This is a genomic window from Neisseria oralis (genome assembly GCF_045062685.1).
Taxonomy (GTDB): Bacteria; Pseudomonadota; Gammaproteobacteria; order Burkholderiales; family Neisseriaceae; genus Neisseria; species Neisseria oralis.
Genome location: NZ_JBJGEB010000003.1, coordinates 121,232 through 138,267, shown reverse-complemented (window position 1 = coordinate 138,267; position 17,036 = coordinate 121,232). Strand labels below are relative to the sequence as shown.

At 56.4% G+C, this 17,036-nt stretch carries 14 protein-coding genes; 4 read left to right on the top strand and 10 right to left on the bottom strand.

Annotated features, from left to right (window positions below; all coding sequences use genetic code 11):
• Positions 1-59 precede the first annotated feature (59 nt).
• From wrbA to xth, 3 genes are all read left to right on the top strand, one after another.
• Positions 60-665 (top strand): NAD(P)H:quinone oxidoreductase, encoded by a 606-nt coding sequence (gene wrbA / locus ACI43T_RS04005; protein ID WP_314105196.1) that lies wholly within the window; start codon positions 60-62, stop codon positions 663-665.
• Between the two features lie 357 nt (positions 666-1,022).
• Positions 1,023-1,307 (top strand): ArsR/SmtB family transcription factor, encoded by a 285-nt coding sequence (locus tag ACI43T_RS04000; protein WP_405385612.1) that lies wholly within the window; start codon positions 1,023-1,025, stop codon positions 1,305-1,307.
• A 122-nt stretch (positions 1,308-1,429) separates the two neighbouring features.
• Positions 1,430-2,200: an exodeoxyribonuclease III gene (xth, locus tag ACI43T_RS03995; protein WP_405385669.1), complete on the top strand. Its 771-nt coding sequence runs from the start codon at positions 1,430-1,432 to the stop codon at positions 2,198-2,200.
• A 93-nt stretch (positions 2,201-2,293) separates the two neighbouring features.
• Here xth and ACI43T_RS03990 read toward each other — a convergent pair whose 3' ends face one another.
• Positions 2,294-3,868 (bottom strand): inorganic phosphate transporter, encoded by a 1,575-nt coding sequence (locus tag ACI43T_RS03990; protein ID WP_308024778.1) that lies wholly within the window; start codon positions 3,866-3,868, stop codon positions 2,294-2,296.
• 265 nt (positions 3,869-4,133) lie between these two features.
• Here ACI43T_RS03990 and ACI43T_RS03985 point away from each other — a divergent pair, with 265 nt between their 5' ends.
• Positions 4,134-5,237 carry an anhydro-N-acetylmuramic acid kinase gene (locus tag ACI43T_RS03985; RefSeq protein ID WP_405385611.1) on the top strand — a complete coding sequence of 368 codons (1,104 nt, stop codon included), beginning with the start codon at positions 4,134-4,136 and terminating at the stop codon, positions 5,235-5,237.
• Positions 5,238-5,348: 111 nt separating this feature from the next.
• Here ACI43T_RS03985 and ACI43T_RS03980 read toward each other — a convergent pair whose 3' ends face one another.
• The 9 genes from ACI43T_RS03980 to prpB all read right to left on the bottom strand — a co-directional run bounded on the left by ACI43T_RS03980 (position 5,349) and on the right by prpB (position 17,029).
• Entirely contained in the window at positions 5,349-6,491 is a 1,143-nt protein-coding gene (locus tag ACI43T_RS03980) for a THUMP domain-containing class I SAM-dependent RNA methyltransferase (protein WP_405385668.1), read from the bottom strand.
• An 83-nt stretch (positions 6,492-6,574) separates the two neighbouring features.
• On the bottom strand, positions 6,575-7,195 hold the full coding sequence (locus ACI43T_RS03975; protein ID WP_039850997.1) for an L-threonylcarbamoyladenylate synthase: 621 nt from the start codon (positions 7,193-7,195) through the stop codon (positions 6,575-6,577).
• 117 nt (positions 7,196-7,312) lie between these two features.
• Positions 7,313-8,524, bottom strand: a complete 1,212-nt coding sequence (locus ACI43T_RS03970) for an acetate kinase (protein ID WP_405385610.1) — start codon at positions 8,522-8,524, stop codon at positions 7,313-7,315.
• A 307-nt stretch (positions 8,525-8,831) separates the two neighbouring features.
• Positions 8,832-10,001: a 2-methylaconitate cis-trans isomerase PrpF gene (prpF, locus tag ACI43T_RS03965; RefSeq protein WP_405385609.1), complete on the bottom strand. Its 1,170-nt coding sequence runs from the start codon at positions 9,999-10,001 to the stop codon at positions 8,832-8,834.
• 41 nt (positions 10,002-10,042) lie between these two features.
• The gene (acnD, locus tag ACI43T_RS03960; protein ID WP_405385608.1) at positions 10,043-12,652 is read right to left on the bottom strand and encodes a Fe/S-dependent 2-methylisocitrate dehydratase AcnD; all 2,610 of its coding nucleotides are present in this window, start codon (positions 12,650-12,652) and stop codon (positions 10,043-10,045) included.
• A gap of 92 nt (positions 12,653-12,744) precedes the next feature.
• On the bottom strand, positions 12,745-13,656 hold the full coding sequence (locus tag ACI43T_RS03955; protein ID WP_070603307.1) for a DMT family transporter: 912 nt from the start codon (positions 13,654-13,656) through the stop codon (positions 12,745-12,747).
• The gene (gene gntB, locus ACI43T_RS03950) at positions 13,643-14,587 is read right to left on the bottom strand and encodes a guanitoxin biosynthesis L-arginine gamma (S) hydroxylase (RefSeq protein ID WP_405385607.1); all 945 of its coding nucleotides are present in this window, start codon (positions 14,585-14,587) and stop codon (positions 13,643-13,645) included. The genes ACI43T_RS03955 and gntB overlap by 14 nt, the downstream gene beginning before the upstream one ends.
• Positions 14,588-14,917: 330 nt before the next feature.
• Positions 14,918-16,072, bottom strand: coding sequence for a bifunctional 2-methylcitrate synthase/citrate synthase (prpC, locus tag ACI43T_RS03945; protein WP_405385606.1), 1,155 nt, complete (start codon positions 16,070-16,072; stop codon positions 14,918-14,920).
• A gap of 81 nt (positions 16,073-16,153) precedes the next feature.
• Complete coding sequence (gene prpB, locus ACI43T_RS03940) at positions 16,154-17,029, bottom strand: methylisocitrate lyase (RefSeq protein ID WP_049230037.1); 876 nt, start codon at positions 17,027-17,029, stop codon at positions 16,154-16,156.
• Positions 17,030-17,036: the final 7 nt, after the last annotated feature.

The following is a 17,036-nucleotide window of genomic DNA, read 5'->3' as shown; positions in this document are numbered from 1 at the left end:
CGGCCCTGTCCGAGGCCGTCTGAAACCCATTTGCCACCCATTGTAACGGAATAACCGCAATGAACCCAAATCCCTTGAAAATCCTTGTTTTGTTTTATTCCCGACGCGGCAGCACCCTCAACCTCGCCCGCCAAATCGCCCGCGGCATCGAAAGCGTGTCCGGCTGCGAAGCCGTGGTGCGCACCGTACCCGGCGTCTCCGCCGTCTGCGAAGCCGTCGAAAAAGACGTTCCCGACAGCGGCGCGCCCTACGCCACTGCCGAAGACCTCAAAACCTGCTCCGGCCTCGCGCTGGGCAGCCCCTCCCATTTCGGCAACATGGCCGCCGCCATGAAATACTTTATCGACGGCACGATTCCGCAATGGCTGGGGGCAGAGCTTGCCGGCAAACCCGCCACCGTGTTCACCAGCACCGGCAACCTGCACGGCGGACAAGAGTCCACCCTGCTTACCATGATGCTGCCGCTCCTGCACCACGGCATGATTATCAGCGGCATCCCCTTCAGCGAACACGCCCTGAACCACACCCAAAGCGGCGGCACACCCTACGGCGCGTCGCATGTCGCCGGACACGACGGCAAAGCCGCGCTCACGCCCGACGAACATGAAATCGCCTTCGCACAAGGCAAACGGCTGGCGGAACTGGCGGTAAAACTGGCCGGTTGACACATGCACAAGGCCGTCTGAAAAGGCAATACGGCATTTTCAGACGGCCCGAATCCCCCGCTTCCATAATATCCCCTGCAAGTCGGGCCGCCGGCTTATCAGTACCTAAAGTAACTGTTGTGAAACCACACTAAATAGCAATTATTTACGCTGATTTTTACGGCAACCCACACTCAGTCTCCCGCGATTCAGGTAAACTGCCTATTCATATAAACGGTAGAAATCAAGAACAAACGGCATAGAGAGAATCATTCTCTTTATTCTCGACCTGTTTGCCGTCCGGTTCGTTTCTAAACGCATAAATCAAATCAGACAGAATCCGCCTAACACGATGTTCTGCGACGGGAGCTTTACATTATGGAAAACCAAAGAATCTCAACCCTGCTGAAACTGATTGCCAATCCGGAACGCCGCGCCATCCTGTTCCTGCTGCTCGATAGCGAACACAGCGTTCCCGAACTGGCGGAAGCCGTCGGCCTGTCTGCCACTTCGATTTCCAACCACCTCGCCAAACTGCGTACCCAAGGTGTGGTCGATTTCACGCGCTACCACCGCGTCATCGAATACCGCCTGACCTCCGACGCTACCGCCACCCTGCTGCGCACCCTGCGCCAACTGCAAAACACGCCCGCCGCAGCCTGAGGCGGCACGATATGCTACAATCGCGCGGTTCGAAACTTTCGGACCGCGCCGTCTCTCCCGTTTGCGGACGGGCTTTCGCACGAAACCCGATTCAGACGGCCTGCCCGACCAACGGAATCCCCATGAAAATCACCACTTGGAACGTCAATTCCCTCAACGTGCGCCTGCCGCAGGTACAAAACTGGCTCGCCGACCACCAGCCCGACGTATTGGTGCTGCAAGAGCTGAAACTCGACCAAGACAAATTCCCCGCCGCCGCCCTGCAAATGATGGGCTGGCACAGCGTCTGGAGCGGCCAGAAAACCTATAACGGCGTCGCCATCATCAGCCGCAGCGAACCGCAGGACGTCCACACCGGCCTGCCCGCCATGCCCGACGACCCGCAGCGGCGCGTCATCGCCGCCACCATCGGCGGCGTGCGCGTCATCAACGTTTACTGCGTCAACGGCGAAGCGCCCGACAGCCCCAAATTCCAATATAAACAACAATGGTTCGCCGCCCTGACCGAGTTTGTGCGCGACGAGATGGCGCGTTATGAAAAACTGGTGCTGCTCGGCGATTTCAATATCGCCCCGACCGACGACGACTGCTACGACGCCGAAAAATGGCGCGGCAAAATCCTGTGCACCGACAGCGAACGCGGCTGGTTCAAAAACCTGCTGGACTTGGGCCTGACCGACAGCCTGCGCCAAATCCATCCCGAAGGCGCGTTTTACACATGGTTCGACTACCGCGGCGCGATGTTCCAACGCGGCCTCGGCCTGCGCATCGACCACCTGCTGGTCAGCCCCGCCCTGTCAGCGGTGTTGAAAGACGTGCAGGTCGATTCGAACGCCCGCGCGCAGGAACGCCCCAGCGACCATGCGCCGGTATGGGCGGAATTTGATTTGTAAATTCCGATTCCGCCATCCGCATAACAAACCACAATGACAAAGGCCGTCTGAAAAATATTTTTCAGACGGCCTCTCCGTATCGGCAGACGCAACCTAAAACACGGCCTGTAAAATCAGATAGCAGACCACGGCCAGCACTGCGGCGGCGGGCAGCGTAATAACCCAAGCCAAACCGATGGGCTTCATCAACGCCCAGTTGGCGTTGCGGTTGACCAAACCGATACCCAAGACCGCGCCGACCAGAATATGCGTACTCGATACGGGCAGGCCCATAAACGATGCGGCCATCACCACGGCGGCGGCGGAGAGTTCGGCGGTAAAGCCCGACGCGGGGTGCATCGCGGCGAGGTTGGAACCAACGGTCTTAATCACTTCCTTGCCGATAAACCACAGACCGACAATCAGGGCGATACCGAAAGTCAGCATGGCAATCGACGGCACGGCGTTCTGCTCGGCGATGCTGCCGGTGCGCAGCACATCCATAATGGCGGCAAACGGGCCGATGGCGTTGGCGATGTCGTTGGCGCCGTGGCTGAAGGCGAAGCCGCAGGCGGTAAACACCTGCATCCAGGAAAACATTTGGAAGGTCGATTTGCCCAAGTCCTTGCGTTTCAGGTTTTTGGCAAACACGAACGTACCCATCCACACCGCCGCGCCGATCATGAAAATGGTCAGGAAGCTGTTGACGTTGCTCATGCCCAGCTGTAAGTTTTTCAACCCTTTGAAAATCAGCATGGCGGAAATCAGCATCCCGCCGATTGAGGCGATAAACGGCACCCACGAATGCAGGGCTTTATAAGAATCGATACTGTTTTTGCGGTTGTCCAGTTCGTATAGGCCGCGGTAGTAGTCGGATTGCAGCTCTTCCGGTTCGAAATCCGGTTCGTCGTAAATCTGCGCATCGTGCGCCATTTTGGTGGCGTATTCGACTTTTTCGCTTTCGCTCAGTCCTTCGAAAAACAGACGGTGCTGCTCTTTATATGCCTTCTTTTCCTGCTTGATGCCTTTGAGTGTTTCGTCCGCCCAGGCATTGTAGTCGAGCACATATTTCTTAATCTGCGAAAACACCAGAAACGACACCGCGCCGCCCAACACCGGCGACAGCACCCACGATACGGCGATTTCGCCCAGTTTGCCCCACCGGACCATCGCACCCGCATCGGCATCGGCCATCACCGCCACACACAGCGTGCTGCCGACGATGCCGCCGATAATCGCATGGGTGGTGGAAACGGGCAGGCCTTTGCGCGAGGCGAACAGCAGCCACAAGGCGGCCGCCAGCAGCGCGGACATCATGATATAGACGAACTGCATCGGCTCCAGATTGACCGCGTTCAAATCGACGATGCCTTTGCGGATGGTATCGGTTACTTCGCCGCCGGCAATCACCGCGCCGCTGACCTCGAACACCGCCGCAATCAGCAATGCCTGCGGGATGGTCAGCGTGCCCGAACCGACGCTGGTACCGAATGAGTTGGCGATGTCGTTGCCGCCGACGTTGAACGCCATAAACACACCGAAAAGTGTGGCCAGCAAGAACAGACCAGGATGACTGTAATGAGTGTAGCCCAGCCCCCAGTAGATGAAATAACCCGTCATGCAGACCAGCATGGCGGCAAACATGATATTAATCAGCTTCAAATCCGCGCTCGTTTGGGTTGGGCGCATTATGATTTCCTTTTGAAAGAGAACAAGTTGTGGTTCAGGCAAACGCCTGTGGACATACAGGGCGCCGGTGCCGCCGGATTTCGTACAGGCCGTCTGAAACTTTTCTCTAAAGTATTCCGTCCGGCCTGCAAATTTCTGATTACGGTTTCATTCTACCATTTAATCATGTTCCGCCGATAGCGGAACGCGCGACATGCCCTTCCGCCGCACCGGCAGGCCGCAAACCGCGTTAAAATACGCCTTTCGAATCAGACAACCGCCAACAATGAACAGCCAATACTATATCGGCATAATGTCGGGAACCAGCATGGACGGCGCCGACGCCGTCCTCATCCGCATGGAAGGAACGCAATGGCGGGAAGCCGCCGCCCACGCGTTCGTACCGTATTCAGACGGCCTCAGGCAGCAGCTGCTCGACTTGCAGAACGTCGGCGCAAACGAACTGCACCGCAGCCGTATGCTGGCGCAGACGCTTTCCCGCCTCTACGCGCAGACAGTCGGCAAACTGCTGCACGATACCGGACTGACGCCGGCGCAGATTACCGCCGTCGGCTGCCACGGCCAGACCGTGCGCCACGCGCCGGAACACGGTTACAGCATCCAGCTTGCCGACCTGCCGCTGCTGGCGGAACTGAGCGGCATCCTCACCGTCGGCGACTTCCGCAGCCGCGACATCGCCGCAGGCGGGCAAGGCGCGCCGCTGGTGCCCGCCTTCCATCAGGCCTTATTCGGCCATCCCGCCGAAACCCGCGTCGTCCTCAACATCGGCGGCATCTCCAACATCAGCATCCTGCCGCCGGACGTGCCCGCCGCCGGTTTCGACACCGGCCCGGGCAATATGCTGATGGACGCGTGGATGCGGCATATCTGGCAGCTTCCCTACGACCAGAACGGCGAAAAAGCGGCACAAGGGCAAGTGTTGCCCGAATTGTTCGCCACCCTGCTCGACCACCCCTATTTCTCCCTGCCCCATCCCAAAAGCACGGGGCGCGAACTGTTTTCGCTCGACTGGCTTCAAGGCCGTCTGAAAGGCGGCGAGCGGCCAGAAGACGTATTGAAGACGCTGCTGGAATACACCGCGCAAACGGTATTCGACGCAGTCGTCTCCACCGCGCCCGACGTCCGAAACATCTACGTCTGCGGCGGCGGCATCCGCAACGGCGCGCTGACGGCGAGCCTGAATACCCTGTTCGCCCCGAAAGGCATCCGCCTGCACAGCACCGCCGAACTCGGCCTCGACCCGCAATGGGTGGAAGCCGCCGCCTTCGGCTGGCTGGCCGCCTGCTGGTTCAACCGCCTCCCCGGCAACCCGCACCGCGCCACGGGCGCATCCAAACCCTGCATCCTCGGTGCGGGGCATTACGCCTGATTCGGACAAGGCTTCGGGCATAACCGGCCGGTTTGAAAAATATGATGAGGCCGTCTGAAAAATTTTCAGACGGCCTCATCATCATTGCCAATATGACGGCACTCAGCCCTCTCAGCGGTTCGACCCTTCCACCATATCCATCAGAAACAGGCGGCAATCGAGGTTGCCGTTGTACAGCGGGATTTTGCGTTTGGGCGACAGGCGCATGAATTTCGGCATATTACGGTCTGCGGTGAACATGCCCGTCAGCCAGCCGGCGTAATGCTGCTTGAGCCATGTGCCGAGCTGCGGATACAGCGCCTGCAAAGCCTGCACTTCGGCAAGGCGCACGCCGTAGGGCGGGTTGGAAATCATGATGCCGCCTCCGCCGTTCGGACGGGCGGCCTGCGCGTCGCACACGTCCCATTCTATCCAGCCGCCGGCTTCCGCCGCCTGCGCGTTGGCTTGCGCGGTATGTATCATGCGGCGGTCGTTGTCGCTGCCGGAGAGTGCGGCGGACGGCGGTTTAATCCGCGCCGCGGCCTGCCGCCGGATTTCCTCCCATGCGCCCCGGTCGAAGTTTTTGAGCTTTTCGAACCCGAAACGGCGCATCAGTCCGGGCGCGCGGCCTGCCGCAATCCACGCCGCCTCGATGACGATGGTGCCGCTGCCGCAGAACGGGTCTTGGAACGGCTGCGTGCCGTCGTACCCCGCCAGCAGTAACAGTCCCGCCGCCAGATTTTCGCGCAACGGCGCTTCGCCCGCGTCCTGCCGGTAACCGCGTTTGAACAACGCCTCGCCCGAAGTGTCGAGGAAAATCTGCACCTCGCGCTCGCCGACGAAGGCGTGCACGCGCACGTCGGGGCGGGCTTTGTCCACGCTGGGGCGGATGCCGCAGGCTTCGCGGAAGGCGTCGCACAGGGCGTCTTTGATTTTCAGGCCGACGAAATCAAGGCTTTTGACGTTGGCGCGTTTGCCTTCCACTTTGACTTTGAACGTCTGTTCGGGCGCGAACCAGGCCGCCCAGTCGATGTTTTTCGCCAGTTTGTAGATGTCGTGCTCGTTGCGATAGCCGCCTTTGGCCAGCCGCAGCAGCACGCGGCTGGCCACGCGCGACCAAAGGTTGACGCGGTAAACCTGTTCCATCGCGCCCCGGCAGGACACGCCGCCGTCGGCGCTTCGGACATCGGTGCAGCCCAAGGCTTGCAGCTCGGCGGCCAGCGGCTCTTCCAGCCCGCGCGGGCAGGTGGTGAAAAGGGAATATACGGTCATGATGTGTTTTCTCCGCTTGCCGTCCAGGCCGTCTGAACGGGAATTTTGGAATCGGGCCGCCGTTTTCAGACGGCCTGTTGCCTGCCTTACAGGCCGAACAGTGCTTTGTCGCCCTTGCCTTCGCGTATCAGCACCGTACCGTCGGTCATGTCGATGACGGTGGTCGGCTCGGTGCCGCACCAGCCGCCGTCAATCACCAAATCGACGGCGTGTTCGAGCCGGTCGCGGATTTCGTAGGGGTCGGTCAGCGGTTCGTCGTCTTCGGGCAGCATCAGGGTGCAACTGAGCAGCGGTTCGCCCAATTCCTGCAACAGGCTCAGGGCGATGGTATTGTCGGGTACGCGCAGGCCTATGGTTTTGCGTTTCGGGTGCAGCGTGCGGTTGGGCACTTCTTTGGTCGCTTGCAGAATGAAGGTGTAGCTGCCCGGGGTGGCGGCCTTGAGCTGGCGGAACTGGGCGTTGTCGACTTTGGCGTAAGTGCCCAACTCGCGCAAATCGGCGCACATCAGGGTCAGGTGGTGTTTCAAATCAATTTTGCGGATAGCGAGGATGCGCTCCATTGCGGCTTTGTCGCCGAGTTTGCAGCCGAGCGCGTAGCAGGAATCGGTGGGGTAGACGACGACTCCGCCGTTGCGGATGATGTCCGCCGCCTGCTTAACCAGGCGTTCCTGCGGGTTGTCGGGGTGGATGGCGAAAAATTGTGCCATAAATAAAATATCCTTAGGGGTTTGCGTTGCGCGTATTGTAAAACTTACTGTTTGAAAAAACAAAAAGGCCGTCTGAAAAAGTTTCAGACGGCCTTCGGCAATCCGCCGACGCGGCGGTCAGCCTGTTTCTTCCAAAAAGCCTGCCAGCCCGGCGGTGTCGTGGGCAATCATGAGCTCTTCGTTGGTCGGCACGACGAGTACGGCGGGGGTGCTGTCCTTCGGGCTGATGATGCCTGAGTTGCCGTAGCGTTTTTCCATATTGGCTTTGGTGTCGATGTGCAAACCCAAATAGTCGAGGTAGGCAACGGTTTTGGCGCGGATGTTGCGGGAGTTTTCGCCGATGCCGCCGGTGAAGACGAGGGCGTCTATGCCGCCGCAGGCAACCGACATCGAGGCGATGTATTTGGCGAGGCGGTAGGTCATGACTTCGAGGGCGAGGCGTGCGCCTTCGTGGCCTTCGTCGGCGGCGATTTCGAGGGTGCGGCAGTCGTTGGAGAGTTCGGAGATGCCGAGCAATCCTGATTTTTTGTTCAACATTTCATCGACTTGCTCGATGTTCATGCCGGCGTGGGCGGTCAGGTAGCTGTACACGCCGGGGTCGATGTCGCCGCAGCGGGTGCCCATGACGAGACCTTCGATGGGGGTGAAGCCCATGCTGGTATCGACGGATTTGCCGTTTCGGATGGCGGTGATGGACGCGCCGTTGCCGAGGTGGGCGACGATCATGCGCAGGTCTTCCAGCGGTTTGCCCAGAATCCGCGCGGCTTCGGGGGCGACGTAGCGCATACTGGTGCCGTGGAAGCCGTAGCGGCGGAAGGCGTGTTTTTTGCGCAATTCGCGCGGCACGGCGTAGGTGTAGGCGCGTTCGGGCATGGTTTGGTGGAACGAGGTGTCCATCACGCCGACGTTGGGCAGGCCGGGGAAGTGTTCCTGCGCGGCGAGGATGCCGCTGATGTTGGCGGGGTTGTGCAGCGGGGCGAGCGGGATGCAGGCTTTCAGTTCGTCGAGGACGTCTTGGTCGATGAGGACGGACTCGTGATATTTTTCGCCGCCGTGGGCGATACGGTGGCCGATGGCTTTGATGCGGTCGTGCAGGCCGTGTTTTTCCAGTTCGTTCAACAGCATACCCACCGCGCCGGCGTGGCAGTTGCGGCCGGTCAGGGGAACTTGGCGTTTGTTGCCGTCTTTGCTGAAGGTGATGACGGCTTCGGGCGTACCCAAACGTTCGCCGAGGCAGCTTAGGACGACGCTGCCGCTTTTGCGGTCGATAACGGCACCTTTGAGCGAGGAACTGCCGCAGTTCAGGACGAGGATGAGTTGGTCGGACATGATATTTCTCCTTGTAGTTTGTGGTTGTTTTTTTGGTGGGGTCGTCTGAAAAAGGATGGGCGTTGGGCGGGGTGTGTTTCAGACGACCTTTTGGGCAAGCTTATGCCGCATTTTCTATCGTCATTCCCGCGCAGGCGGGAATCCATATTTGCTCACAAGCAAGCTCTGATAAAAATCAGGAAACAGAATATCGACTGTGGATTCCCGCCTGCGCGGGAATGACGGCGGTTAGACTATTCGGCTTTATTGCAATCCTTTATCAAATGTCGTCTGAAACAGTGGACAGTGATGTCCGTCCTACATGATTTCAAAAACAATCATCGGGAACGCGCACCCGCCCTTCCATAATCACCCTTGCGCTGCGGCTCATGACGGCTTTTTTCACCGCCCAGATGCCGTCCGAACATTCTGCCGCCGCGCCGACGCGCAATGTGCCGGAAGGATGGCCGAAGCGCACTTCGTCGCGCGTTCCGCCGCCTGCGGCGAGGTTGACCAGCGTGCCGGGGACGGCGGCGGCGGCGGCGATGGCGACCGAGGCGGTGCCCATCATCGCGTGGTGCAGTTTGCCCATGCTCAGGGCGCGTACCAGCAAATCGATGTCGGCGGCGTTCACGGTTTTGCCGCTGGAGGCGGTGTAATCGGCGGCGGGTGCGACGAAGGCGACTTTCGGCGTGTGCGCGCGGGCGGCGGCTTCGGACACGTCGTTAATCAGGCCCATTTTCAGCGCACCGTAAGCGCGGATTTTCTCGAATTTTTCCAGCGCGGCGGCATCGTTGTTGATGTCGTCCTGCAACTCTTTGCCTGTGTAGCCCAAGTCGGCGGCGTTCAGGAAAACGGTCGGAATGCCAGCGTTGATAAGCGTGGCTTTCAGACGGCCTATGCCTGGAACATCCAGCTCATCCACCAGATTGCCGGTCGGAAACATACTGCCTTCGCCATCGGCGGGATCGAGAAATTCGATTTGCACTTCGGCGGCGGGAAAGGTAACGCCGTCCAGCTCGAAATCGCCCGTTTCCAAGACTTCGCCGTTTTGCATCGGAACATGGGCGATGATGGTTTTGCCGATGTTTTTCTGCCAGATTTTGACCATGCAGATGCCGTCTGAAGGGATTTTGGCTTTATCGACCAAGCCCTGCTCGATGGCGAACGCGCCCACGGCGGCGGTGAGGTTGCCGCAATTACCGCTCCAATCGACGAAAGGCTTGTCGATGGAAACTTGCCCGAAAAGGTAATCGACGTCGTGGTCGGCACGTTCGGACTTGTCCAAAATCACCGCCTTGCTGGTGGACGAGCTGGCGTTACCCAAACCGTCTATCTGCTTGCCGTAGGGGTCAGGGCTGCCGAGTACGCGCAACAGGATTTTGTCGCGCGCGCTGCCCGCTTCCCGCGCCGCCTCGGGCAGGTCGGAACGTTTGAAAAACACGCCTTTTGATGTGCCGCCGCGGTAGTAAACGGCGGGAATTTTGATTTGCGGCATTCTGTTTCTCCTTGTTTCTGATTTGGGTTTTCAGACGACCTCTACGCCGCGTTCCCTTCCAAAAAATCCTGTGCAAACCGTTGCAGCACGCCGCCGGCTTCGTACACCAGCACTTCCTCTGCGGTATCGAGGCGGCAGGTAACGGGGACTTCGACGGTTTCGCCGTTTTTGCGGTGGATGACTAAGGTCAGGTCGCCGCGCGGTTTGCGTTCGCCGACCACGTCGTAGGTTTCCGTGCCGTCCAGTTGCAGGGTGTGGCGGTTGGTGCCGGGTTTGAATTGCAGCGGCAAGACGCCCATACCGATGAGGTTGGTGCGGTGGATGCGCTCGAAACCTTCGGCGGCGATGGCTTCCACGCCCGCCAGCCGCACGCCTTTCGCCGCCCAGTCACGGCTGGAGCCTTGTCCGTAGTCCGCGCCGGCGATGATGATGAGCGGCTGTTTGCGGTTCATGTAGGTTTCGATGGCTTCCCACATGCGCATGGTTTCGCCTTCGGGTTCGACGCGGGCAAGCGAACCTTGGCGCACGCTGCCGTCTTCGTTTTTCACCATCTCGTTAAACAATTTGGGATTGGCGAAGGTGGCGCGTTGGGCGGTAAGGTGGTCGCCGCGGTGGGTGGCGTAGGAATTGAAGTCTTCTTCGGGCAAACCCATTTTCGCCAAGTATTCGCCCGCCGCACTCGCCGCCAGAATCGCGTTGGACGGTGAGATGTGGTCGGTGGTGATGTTGTCGGGCAGAATCGCCAAGGGGCGCATTCCCGTCAGGCTGCGTTCGCCCGCCAGCGCGCCTTCCCAATAGGGCGGACGGCGGATGTAGGTGGACATCGGGCGCCAGTCGTACAGCGGACTCGGGGCCTTTTGCGCTTTGCCGGTGTCGAACATCGGTACATACACGTCGCGGAACTGCTGCGGTTTCACATATTCGGCAACGACGGCATCGATTTCTTCGTCGGTCGGCCAGATGTCTTTCAGGCGGATTTCCTTGCCGTCGTCTGAAATGCCGAGTACGTCGTTTTCAATATCGAAACGGATGCTGCCTGCGACGGCGTATGCCACCACCAGCGGAGGCGAAGCAAGGAAAGCCTGTTTCGCATACGGGTGGATGCGGCCGTCGAAGTTGCGGTTGCCCGACAGTACGGCGGTGGCGTACAAATCGCGGTCTATGATTTCCTGCTGGATTTTCGGGTCGAGCGCGCCGCTCATGCCGTTGCAGGTGGTGCAGGCGAAGGCGACGATGCCAAAGCCGAGTTTTTCCATTTCGGGCAACAGGCCCGCTTCTTTCAAATAGATTTCCGCCACTTTCGAGCCGGGGGCGAACGAGGTTTTGACCCACGGTTTGCGTTTCAGCCCGAAACGGTTGGCGTTGCGCGCCAAGAGTGCGGCGGCAACGACGTTGCGCGGGTTGGAAGTGTTGGTGCAACTGGTAATCGCGGCGATGATGACCGCTCCGTCGGGCATGAGGCCGTCTGAAGGCTCTTCGTAAGGCTTCGCCAAGCCTTTGCTGGCCAAATCGGCGGTGGCAAAACGCGCGTGCGGGTTGCTCGGGCCTGCCATATTGCGCGTTACGCTGCTCAAATCAAACTTCAACACGCGCGGATAAACGGCGGTTTTCAGGTCGTCCGCCCACAGCCCGGCGGTTTTGGCGTAGGTTTCCACCAATTTCACCTGCGCATCCTCGCGTCCGGTCAGTTTCAAATAATCAATGGTTTGCGCGTCGATGGCGAACATGGCGGCAGTCGCGCCGAACTCCGGCGTCATGTTGGAAATGGTCGCGCGGTCGCCGATAGACAGGCTTCTCGCGCCCTCGCCGAAAAATTCGACAAACGCCCCGACCACGCGTTCTTTGCGCAGAAACTCGGTCAGCGCCAACACAATATCCGTCGCCGTAATGCCCGCCTGCCGTTTGCCCGTCAGCTCCACGCCGACAATATCGGGCAGGCGCATCATGGACGCGCGTCCCAGCATCACGGTTTCCGCTTCCAAACCGCCCACGCCCACGGAAATCACGCCCAGCGCGTCAACATGCGGCGTGTGCGAGTCCGTGCCGACGCAGGTATCGGGGAACGCCACGCCGTTTTTGACTTGGACGACGGGCGACATTTTTTCCAGATTGATTTGGTGCATGATGCCGTTGCCCGCCGGAATCACATCCACATTTTCAAAAGCGGTTTTCGTCCAGTTGATAAAGTGGAAACGGTCTTCGTTGCGGCGGTCTTCGATTTCGCGGTTTTTGCGGAACGCATCGGGGTCGTAGCCGCCGCACTCCACCGCCAGCGAGTGGTCGACGATAAGCTGCGTCTGCACCACCGGATTCACCTTGGACGGATCGCCGCCCTTCTCTGCAATCGCATCGCGCAAGCCCGCCAAATCCACCAGCGCGGTCTGCCCCAGAATATCGTGGCACACCACCCGCGCGGGATACCACGGAAAGTCGATTTCCTGCTTGCCTTCTATCAACTGGCCCAGCCAGCTTTGCAGCGTCGGCAAATCGACTTTGTCCGCGCGGTTGACCAAGTTCTCCGCCAAAATGCGGCTCGTGTAAGGCAGCTTGTCGTAAGAGCCGGCTTGAATGTCCTCACACGCCGCACGCGCGTCGTAGTATTCCAAATCCGTACCGGGCAGCGGTTTGCGGTAACGTTGGTTGGCAGCCATGTTCAGTTCTCCTGTGGATCTATTTTTCTTGTGGTTTGGGGTTTCAGACGACGTTTTTTGAAGGGGTCGTCTGAAATCTTGGGAAATAAAAACTATTCAACTCGCTTCAATAATGGTCTATACAATCCATTGATAGACACAATACCGGCAATAATCAGAATAGCGCCGACAAAGAAGCGTCCTTCCGGTATTTCATTCAAAAACATCCAGGCCAATACGGCGGCAAATAATGGCTCGGCCAATTCAGTTACCTGCACCTTCGCGGCACTCAAATAATCCAATGCTTTAGTTGTACAATAAAATCCTAAAATCGTCGGCAATAAAGACAGTGCCAAGAGTGGCGGAATAAAAGACCATTGCCAATGTATATCCCCAATACCTTCCAATGAAGGGATAAACAAAAAAATACTTCCAAAAAACATCAAGATCCGTGTCAAATAAATACCGCCGTTTAAGCCGAATTTTTTAATCAAAACGGAAAAACAACCGTAGCCCGAGCCTGCCAGTGCGGCATTCAGAATCAACCCTAAATTTCCTTCTCCAGTCCAAGAAATCACCGCGATCCCCGATACTGCCAAACCCACACCGACGACTGAAGAAATATAAATACGTTCGTCTAATAGTATGCTGTCCAATATCAAGGCAGATACAGCAGCCGATGCCATTAATACAACTACTACATTCGCAGCATTACCGTATTGATAAGCGGTGGTTTCAAAGAAAAACAAAGTGTAAATTCCGAAAAAAGCACAAATTGCTACTTTTAACAGCAACGGCAAGATTGCCTCTTTCTTTTTTGAAATATCCGCAATCTGTCTGGTAAAACCGGTACGGCAAAGCAAAATGCTGATAAACACAAAACCTGTCAAAGTTTTCAAAAATGCAATATGCTGAACAGACAAGCCCTGTTCCATTAATACCTTACTGAATATACCGATAGTTGCATTCAGAAGGGCTGCAGAGACTGCCAAGAATATTCCCATCAGTAAATCAGGCAGCTTCATATTTACTCCATAATACTTTCCACATAGGTGCATTATTGTTTTTCGAAAAGAAAATCCCTCCAAAATCTTTATTTACCTCTTGATAATCAAAATCTTTCATTAATATCTTATGTGCTTTTTCCAGATTCCAAAATGGAATGGCTGGAAATAAATGATGTATTAGATGATAATTTTCTCCATGTATTCCCGTGAAAAAATGCTCTATTGCATGACTAAACCTATTTCTTGACGCTTCTAAATTATTTTTGGCAGTTTGTATCATTGGATAATGCTCGGACAACTCAATAAACCAAGTTATCATCTGGAATGCAGTTAAATATGGTAATAACCAATAAAGTACATAAAATTTATATCCTACAAAATATGTACCGATAACAAATAGAATTAATTGAGAAAGAAGTAACTTAAACAACTCTGTTCTTGTAATATCCGAAAATAATCTATTTTTAATTAAATATTTAAAATTCCTAAATAATTTCAAACATAAAATTTGAGAAACACAAAATCTCCAGAAAAATTCAATTCTTGAATATGTCTGAAAAATACCTGAGTCTTTATAATACTTATAATCAGGATCCGAATCACTCCCTAACTTTGGATGATGATTCTTCACATGAGAAAAACAATAACTATTCCAACTTTGAAAAATTAAATATCCAGAAAAATATGTACCTAAAATTTGTCCAAACTTCTTATTTTTAGTTAAGGCAGAATGAGAGGCTTCATGTAAAATTGTCGCCAACGCCCTTTGCCTGCTCCCTATTAATAAAATCGTTAAAGGGAGAAACCAATATGACTGTTCAGATAAAAATATAGAAAAAATTATTATTGAATAATCATATAATATAGCAAGTACAGCATGCCAATTATCGTATCTATATAATTCTTTAATTTTTAAAAGAATTTCTTTATCAAATTTCTTATGGTACATATCCCACAATTCTCCGTATTAGTTCTAATATCGGCTTCATCTCCATTATGCTGACGAACATTCTTTCTTTCATAGCATATTTTGGCGAAACCGTGAAAAAAGTTGCCGCGCTGCCTCCGCCATTCCCGCCGCGGCCTGTCCTCGCTAAGGCGGGGGCGGGAATGACGGCAGACGTTGCGGCTGGTTTTTCAGACGACCTTCTCTCTCTCGCATATTCCAACAGGCCGTCTGAAAAGCGTAACCGTAGGCGGGATTCGGTTTTCCGCGGGCAAAACCCACACTACACGTCGTCTGAAATCCGATTGGCGTCTCCTACGGCTGTTGTCCGTCTCAGCGTTCTTCAATCTCCACAAACGCCAAGTCTTCAGGGCCGGTGTAGTTCGCGCTCGGACGGATGATTTTGCCGTCTTTGCGCTGTTCGAGGACGTGTGCCGCCCAGCCGGTGGAGCGCGAAATCACGAACAGCGGCGTGAACATGGCGGTTGGCACGCCGAGTTTTTGGTAGGACACGGCGGAGAACCAGTCCAAGTTCGGGAACATTTTTTTCTCTTCCCACATCACGCTCTCCAAGCGCTCGGCGATGTCGAAGAGGCGCATGTCGCCCGCTTCCCGGCTCAAACCGCGCGCCACTTCTTTAATCACGACGTTGCGCGGGTCGGAAATGGTGTAAACCGGATGGCCGAACCCGATAACGATTTCCTTGCGGGCGATGCGTTCGCGGATGTCGGCTTCGGCTTCGTCGGCGTTGCGGTAGCGTTTTTGGATGTCGTAGGCAACTTCGTTCGCGCCGCCGTGTTTCGGACCTTTGAGCGCGCCGATGGCGCCGGTGATGCAGGAATACATATCCGAGCCTGTACCGGCAATCACGCGGGCGGTGAAGGTGGAGGCGTTGAACTCGTGTTCCGCATACAAAATCAGCGAAACGTGCATGGCTTTAATCTGCGATTCGGTCGGGCGTTTGCCGTGCAACAGGTGCAGGAAGTGGCCGCCGATGGTGTCTTCTTTGCTTTCGACGTCGATGCGTTTGCCGTTGTGCGAATATTGATACCAGTAGAGCAGGATGCTGCCGAGGCTGGCGATGAGTTTGTCCGCAATGTCGCGCGCTTCGCTTTCGGGGTGGCTTTCGCGTTCGGGATGAACACAGCCGAGCATGGACACGCCGGTACGCATGACGTCCATCGGATGCGTGTGCGCAGGCAGGCTTTCCAAAACCTTAATCACGCGGATAGGCAGACCGCGCATGGATTTGAGCTTGGCTTTGTAGGCGGCGAGTTCGGATTTGTTGGGCAGATGACCGTGAATCAGCAGGTGGGCGACTTCTTCAAACTCGCATTTCTGCGCCAAATCGAGGATGTCGTAACCGCGGTAGCTCAAATCGTTGCCCGTGCGGCCGACGGTACACAGCGCGGTATTGCCCGCCGCCACGCCGGAGAGGGCAACGGATTTTTTCGGTTTGAAGGTCGGGGTTTCGTTGGTTGCAGTCATGGTATTTCTCCTTTGTGTTTTTATGGGTTTTGGGTTTTCAAACGACCTATTCAAGGTTGAGGGTCGTCTGAAAACGGTTTTTTACTTCTGAAACAATTTATCCAGCTTCTGCTCGAAGTCGTGGTAATTCAAATGCTCGTAAAGCTCGGCGCGGGTCTGCATGGTATCGACCACCGCCGCCTGCGTGCCGTCGCGCATAATCGCCTCATAAACATTCAGCGCGGCCTTGCTCGCGGCGCGGAACGACGAGAGCGGATACAGCACCAGCGACACGCCGTTGTCCGCCAGTTCGCGCTGCGTATAAAGCGGCGTCGCACCAAATTCGGTAATGTTCGCCAACACGGGCACTTTCACCGCGTCCGCAAATTGCCGGTACATCGCCAAATCCGTCATCGCTTCGGGGAAAATCATGTCCGCGCCCGCTTCCACGCAAGCCTGCGCCCGCTCGATGGCGGCATCCAAACCTTCCACCGCCAGCGCGTCCGTCCGCGCCATAATCACAAAATCCTCGTCCACGCGCGCATCCACGGCGGCTTTAATGCGGTCAACCATTTCATCTTTAGAAACAATGGCTTTGTTCGGACGATGCCCGCAACGCTTCTGCGCCACCTGGTCTTCGATATGCACCGCCGCCACGCCCGCACGCTCGAAGTTGCGAATCGTGCGCGCGATATTGAACGCCCCGCCCCAGCCGACATCGATGTCCACCAGCAAAGGCGTATCCACGTTGTCCGTAATCCGCCGCGCATCAATCAGCACATCCTCCATCGTGGTGATGCCCAAATCCGGAATCCCGCACGAACAGGCCGCCACGCCGCCGCCCGACAGATACACCGCCTTAAACCCGCTCTGCGTCGCCAGCCGCGCAAAATAAGCGTTCACACAGCCGACCACGGCAAGGGGATTCGACTCCTTCACAGCTTGGCGGAAACGGGTGCCAGCAGAAAGTTGGCTCATGATATTT